Origin of the sequence: Campylobacter sp. (assembly GCF_020024835.1) — a bacterium.
GTDB lineage: Bacteria > Campylobacterota > Campylobacteria > Campylobacterales > Campylobacteraceae > Campylobacter_D.
The window spans coordinates 1-5547 of sequence record NZ_JAHHTD010000059.1; the positions used below are offsets into that span (position 1 = coordinate 1).

The 5547-nt window shown below is 26.4% G+C and carries 5 protein-coding genes; 1 reads left to right on the top strand and 4 read right to left on the bottom strand.

Translation table 11 applies throughout. The features are described 5' to 3' along the window. Positions 1-266 precede the first annotated feature (266 nt). The 4 genes from ruvX to ilvC form a co-directional block, all read right to left on the bottom strand. On the bottom strand, positions 267-653 hold the full coding sequence (gene ruvX / locus QZ429_RS07365) for a Holliday junction resolvase RuvX (protein ID WP_291953311.1): 387 nt from the start codon (positions 651-653) through the stop codon (positions 267-269). Beyond that, a complete protein-coding gene (locus QZ429_RS07370) occupies positions 650-1411 on the bottom strand; it encodes a DNA-processing protein DprA (protein WP_291953312.1) in 762 nt (253 codons plus the stop codon). The genes ruvX and QZ429_RS07370 overlap by 4 nt, the downstream gene beginning before the upstream one ends. After that, positions 1395-2432 (bottom strand): divergent polysaccharide deacetylase family protein, encoded by a 1038-nt coding sequence (locus QZ429_RS07375; protein WP_291953313.1) that lies wholly within the window; start codon positions 2430-2432, stop codon positions 1395-1397. Before QZ429_RS07375 ends, QZ429_RS07370 begins: the two co-directional genes overlap by 17 nt. Before the next feature lie 66 nt (positions 2433-2498). Next, positions 2499-3521, bottom strand: a complete 1023-nt coding sequence (ilvC, locus tag QZ429_RS07380; RefSeq protein ID WP_291953319.1) for a ketol-acid reductoisomerase — start codon at positions 3519-3521, stop codon at positions 2499-2501. Between the two features lie 138 nt (positions 3522-3659). Between ilvC and QZ429_RS07385 the strand changes: the two genes are divergently transcribed. Then, the coding region (locus QZ429_RS07385; RefSeq protein WP_291953321.1) for a ribonuclease R family protein at positions 3660-5547 on the top strand (1888 nt) is incomplete at its 3' end.

The window sequence follows — 5547 nt, forward strand, 5'->3', positions numbered from 1 at the left end:
CATTTATTCTTTCTTAATAAATATAAGTTTTTATTATATTTAGAACAAAATACGATAATATTTTATAAGATATTTTTATATTTTTCAAAATTTTACATACTAAAATACTTGATTATTTTTATAAAAGTTGATTTGCCTTTATTCACAGAAAATTTTATAAAAACCACATATTTTATGAAATTTAGCAAATCAAATTTCTTTACCATTTAAAATGTATTCTAAAAATACTAAATTTTTACACTTGCAAGCACTTTATTTTTATATAATCAAATAATATTAAAATAATTTTTTAAAATTAAATAAGCAGATAAAGAATCAAGCTTGCCATCTTTTTTCTTTAGATTAGCAACTCCAAATTTCATAGCTTCCTTAGAGCTAAAACTTTCATCAATAAAAATTATTTCTTTATCAAAATCCAATAAAGAGATAAAATGCTCTATACGCCTTCTCATCTCATCTTCACAAGAGCCTCCCCTAGGTATCCCAACTATTAAAATGCTAATATCATATTCTCTTAAAATTTTATTTACTTCTTGTGCTGCTTGATTCCTATTTTTTCTTATGATTGCATCTAAGGGCATAGCTATTTTTTTATCAAAACAAAGAGCGACTCCTATTCTTTTTAAACCAACATCTAAAGCTAAAATTTTCAAATCTTAGATCTCACTTTTAAACCACAAATTTCCACTAAACCCTCTAATTCATACTCGTATATTTTATCGCCAAATCTATATAAAATTTTTTCTAAATCATCTTCTATTTTAAGAAATTCTAACAATTCATCATCTTTTTTTTCTATTTTTCCAAACATTGATACAAAATGAGAAAAATTATGCAATAAAATCGCTTGTTTTTGTGATAAAAGCAAATTAGTTCCATCACTTTCTTTTATTCTTTGTGGCAAAACATATATAGGCTTATTCATACTCAAAGCAAGTCTTGCACTTTGCATAGAGCCACTTTGAATATCAGCTTGAGCAATTACAACAACTTCACTTAATGCTATAATCAAACGATTTCTAAGTAAAAAATCATATGGTTTTGGCATATAATTTCCTTCGTGCTCGCTCAATGCTAAAGCTTCTTGATAAATATTTTCTATATATTTTTTATTACTCTTTGGATAAATTTCATCAAGCCCATTTGCAAATACTGCTATAGTATTTGGAAAAGCAGCATTAGCAGCGGTAATATCTACACCCAATGCTCCTCCACTTACTACACAAATTCCTGCATTTTTGCATAATTTTGCAAGCTCAAAGATACAATTTTTAGTATAAATACTCATTCTTCTTGAGCCAATAATTGCAATTTTTCTTTTTTTTAAAAGCTCTAATTGACCCTTGTAATATATTTTATTAGGAGGATTTAATAAAATGTCAAATTCTTTAATTTTATTGATAAACTTCATCTAAATACACCAACTGAATTGATTTTAGGAGTTCTTTGCTTTGTTTTAAAGCTTCAAAAGTATTTTTTCTTGGATGAGCTATAGCTATAGCAAAACCTTTATTTTTAGCTTTTTCAACCACTTGTGCTATTTGTTTTTTGATATATTCAACATTATCTTCGTTATCTAAAAAAATATCTCTTGCTATATAAGGTTGATTATACTCTTTTACAAGCTTTAAAGCCTTAGAATTTCCAATAGTTCTTGAATCAACAAAAATAAATCCATACTCATTGAAAGCATCAAAAAGATTTTTCATTGCATTTTCATCAGAAGTAAATAAACTTCCCGTATGGTTATTCATAAACACTAAATTTGGAAATTTTTCCTTAATATATGCTACACGTTTGAAAATTTTTTCTTTTGTATCACTTGGTTTTAAGGTATTTAATTCTGCTTTATCATAGCTTATAGCAGCTAAAGGCAAATGGACCATAAAAAAATCAAAATTTTTAGCAAGTTCTGCAGTATAAGGATGTCTTTCATCTGGAGGAAAAAATGAAGGAATTAGTTTTAACTTTGTATTTTTAAGCATTTTAACATGCGTATAATTAGCCATATCATCAATAATAATAGCTAAAGACGGCTTATCTTGTCTAATTTGAGTCAATATTTTACGTTTTTTATCATTTAAAATATTATCACTTAATATCTCTTGCTTTGTTGTATTACTATCTAGCTGCAAATCATCTATCGTTTGAATAAATTCTAATGAATTAAGTGATTTTTGTTCTTTCTTTAAATTTTGATCATCAATTTGATGCTCATCGTTTCCAATACCTAAACGTAAAATTTCACTAATATTTTTATCTAAAAAATCTAATTTTTCATTCTTTAAAGAAAAATTTAAATCAATATTATTTGCATTTATATCTTGATCACTTTGTAATAAAGTTAAATTATTTTCACTAGAAAAATTATTTTCTTGCAATGTCGTTTCTTGTTCTTTTTTTTGAAAATATAAATTCAAAAAAATAAGCACAGCAATTCCAAGTGCCACCACAAGAAATATTAAAAAAAAATTGTATATTTTATTTGTAGTTTTCAACTAGTTTTTATCTTTATCTATTAATTTTTTAGAACTAATCCAAGGCATCATTGCACGAAGCTTGTGACCTGTTTTTTCAATTAAAGAATCTTGAGTCATTTTTCTTTGCATATGTATTCTTGCAAAATCAGCCTTCTTCTCTAAAATAAAATCTTTAGCAAATTTTCCATTTTGTATATCCTTCAAAATAGATCTCATAGCTTCTTTACTTTCTTTTGTAATAATCTTCTCCCCAGTAATATAATCACCATATTCAGCAGTATTTGATATAGAATATCTCATATCAGCTAAACCACCTTGATAGATCAAATCAACAATTAATTTCATTTCGTGCAAACATTCAAAATAAGCCATTTCAGGCTCATATCCTGCTTCTACTAAAGTTTCAAATCCCGCTTGAATTAATGCACTAAGACCTCCGCAAAGAACTGCTTGTTCGCCAAAAAGATCTGTTTCGGTTTCTGCTTTAAAAGTAGTTTCTATAATACCGGTTCTTCCTCCGCCAATAGCACTAGCATAACTTAATGCCAAAGCTTTAGAATTCTTACTTTCATCTTGATATACAGCTATTAAACAAGGAGTTCCTCCACCTATACTAAATTCACGTCTTACCGTGTGACCTGGAGCTTTTGGAGCTATCATAATCACATCAATATCTTTTGGAGGTATAATTTGACCATAGTGGATATTAAAGCCATGAGCAAAAGCTAAAGTTTTGCCTGCTTTTAATTCTGATTTAATTTCTAAATTAAAAATTTCACTTTGTATTTCATCAGGAGCTAAAATCATAATGACATCAGCGTATTTACTAGCTTCTTTTACATTTTTTACAACAAATCCAGCATCTTGTGCTTTTTTCCAACTTATACTTTCTTCTTTTAAGCCTATTACGACTTCTACATCATTATCTCTTAAATTCATAGCATGAGCGTGACCTTGGGAGCCAAAACCTATAATAGCCACTTTTTTTGATTTTATTAAATTTATATCACAATCTTTGTCATAATAAATAGACACAGCCATCATATGCTCCTAAAAATAAATTATCATTAATATAAGCGTAGCATTGTATCTAAAAAATACGAAAATTTAATTCTTTTTATGATAAAATTTCAATCAAGCAAAATAACTTACAAAAAATCATAAAAATTAGGAAAATATTTGAGAGAATTATTTAATCAACTTAACCATGGCTTAAATATAAAAAAACTTACCAATCATAATAAACAAATAATAAGAGAATTGCTAGCGTGTGATATCATAAAATTTTATAAAAATAAATACTACTTAAAAAATGGCTTTACTTTTGGAAAAATAGATATTTCAAGTAATGGAATAGGTTTTTTACAAAGTTTTGACTTAAATTTAAAAAAAGATTTACTCATAGAAAACAAAAATTTAAAAGAAGCAAATTATGCTGATATTGTCGTAGCAAAGCTTTTACCTATTAAAAAAAAACGCCTTAAAGCTAAAGTAATTTTAATATTAAAAAGAGCACAAGAAACTTCTTTAGTCGTTACTAAAAAATATGGTGAAGCTATACTTGGTGTAAATATACAAACGGGCTTAAGCCACACTTTAAAAGCCTCGCAAAAATCTTTAAAAACATTACCACTTGGCACAATATTAAAAATAGAAAATTGCAATAATAATATTACCGAAGTCATAGGTCATATTGATGATGATTTTGTAGATGAAAAAATTTCACTAGCTCTTTACAATAAAAATACAATTTTTAATACTCTATGTGAAAATGAAGCTAAAGCTTATGGAGACAAGGTTGATGCTAGTATGTATCCTCAACGAATAGATCTTAGAAAATTAAATTTTTGCACTATTGATCCAGTTGATGCAAAAGATTTTGATGATGCTATATATTATGATAAAAAAGAACATATTATCTACATTGCTATAGCTGATGTTAGTTCTTATGTATATGCTTATAGTGCTATAGATAAAGAAGCTAAAAATCGTGGATTTTCAATCTATTTTCCACATATTGCTATACCTATGCTACCAAGAGATCTAAGTGAAAACATATGCTCATTAAAACCAAATGAAGATCGTTTGGCATTTTGTTTTAAAATCACACTAGATCACAATAATGAAGTTATAAAAGAAGAACTTTTTGAATCAATTATTAATTCTAAGCGTCGTTTTGATTATGATGAAATAGACAATTATTTAGCAAATTCGAAAGATTTAAACGAATTTAATTGGATTTATAATCTATTTAAAATTACTCAAAATATACGCAAAAAACGATTAAAAAATGCTTGTGAATTTAAAACACAAGAATTAAAAATACAACTTGATGAATATAATAAATTAAAAAATACTCATTTACAAAGCGATACTCCTTCTCATAATTTAATAGAAGATTGTATGCTTTTAGCCAACAAAGCAGCAGCAAAACTCATAGAAATAGGAATTTTTAGAAATCATTTAAATCCTGATTTAAAAAAAATAAAACAATTATTAGATGATTTATCAACTCTTAGCATAGACATAAATTTAAAAAATAATACAATTGAACTTTTTAAAGATATCCAAACATTAGCAAATGAATTAAATATACGTTCAGAAGTAGATAAACTTATCATAAAAGCACAAAAAAAAGCCGAATACTCAAGTGAAAATGCAGGACATTTTGGCTTAGGATTTGATAGATATACACATTTTACAAGCCCCATTAGAAGATACTCTGATCTTATTTTACATAGACTTTTAAAAGCTAAAATTAATAATGATAAAAAAATGTTTGATTATTTACTCTTAAACATACAAAGTTTATGCGAAGATCTTAGCATTTTAGAAAGAGAAGCCGATAAAGTTACTTGGGATTTCATAGATAGAAAATTTGCAAGATGGGCTAAAAAAAATATTGGTAAAAGATTTAAAGCTATAGTAACAGAAAATCAAACTTCCTTGCAAGTTAAGCTAAATGATGAAATAAAGGGTGCTAGGATAAATATTATTGATTCTAAAGCTAATTTATTAGAAAATGTTGAAGTAGAAATTACTCAAGTAGATATTATCAGTGCTAAAA

Bases quoted from the DNA above. Each gene is read 5' to 3' on its own strand.
- QZ429_RS07370 (WP_291953312.1), bottom strand. From the start codon at position 1,411: ATGAAGTTTATCAATAAAATTAAAGAATTTGACATTTTATTAAATCCT.
- ilvC (WP_291953319.1), bottom strand. From the start codon at position 3,521: ATGGCTGTGTCTATTTATTATGACAAAGATTGTGATATAAATTTAATA.